The organism is Vibrio sp. RE88 (assembly GCF_013113835.1).
Lineage (GTDB): Bacteria > Pseudomonadota > Gammaproteobacteria > Enterobacterales > Vibrionaceae > Vibrio.
Genome location: NZ_VTYQ01000026.1, coordinates 1 through 894, shown reverse-complemented (window position 1 = coordinate 894; position 894 = coordinate 1). Strand labels below are relative to the sequence as shown.

Genomic DNA, 894 nt, shown 5'->3' with positions numbered 1-894 from the left:
TAGTACGCACGCATCTCACCAATATCGTCCGCTTCCGCGGTATTGGCGTTGCCGTTGGTTTTGGCACGCAGGTCAAGGGTAACCGCATGGTCAACAGGGTTGGAAAGGTTGATACTGAAGGTTGCCACCTCACCTTCGGAGACGGTACCTGCGCCTGCAACAGTCAAATCAGGGCGATCGTTGTCATTGCCCTCACCACCATCTTGGATGGTCGCTTCACCGCTCACCGTACCTGTTTGACTACTACTCGCACCGCTTAAGGTGAAGGTTTCATCGCCTTCATACACGGGCGCGTTATTGTCATCCGTGGTTTCAACCGACACAGTGTAAGAACTGTTGCCCGCTGGAACATCAAAACTGAACTCACCATTGACCGCATTCACGACCGTGCTGGTGCCATCGGCAAAATTGACGGTAATTTGATTAGTGGTGTAGTCGTCACTTTCCGCCGTACCATTGGCCAACGTCATGGTAACAGGTGTGGCTAGCTCACTTGGGTTACTGAGCGTGACATCAAAGATAGCGGTACCGCCTTCATCGACGGTTGGGCTGGAGATGCTGGTGATTTCTGGACGGTCATCGTCCGGGTTATCCCCTGCACCATTGCCGCTGTCGTCAATAAACGCCGCTGCTTTCGCTTTGCCATTGTTGTCTGTGGTCACACCATCGACATCACGAACCACAAGTTGGAAACGTTCGCTGCCTTCGTGTACAGGTGCAGCATTGTCATCCACAGTATCCACTTCAACAAAGATGCCCTGCACACCCGCTGGCACGGAAATCTCACGATCAGTAAAGTCCAGATAGACTTTATCGTCGCCTTCCAGATAGTACGCACGCATCTCACCAATATCGTCCGCTTCCGCGGTATTGGCGTTGCCGTTGGTTTTGGCA

Annotated in this window: 1 pseudogene; it reads right to left on the bottom strand. The window is 52.7% G+C overall.

The window, feature by feature from the left end:
- Positions 1–894 (bottom strand): annotated as a pseudogene (locus tag F0265_RS24480) (hypothetical protein); the annotation flags it as partial.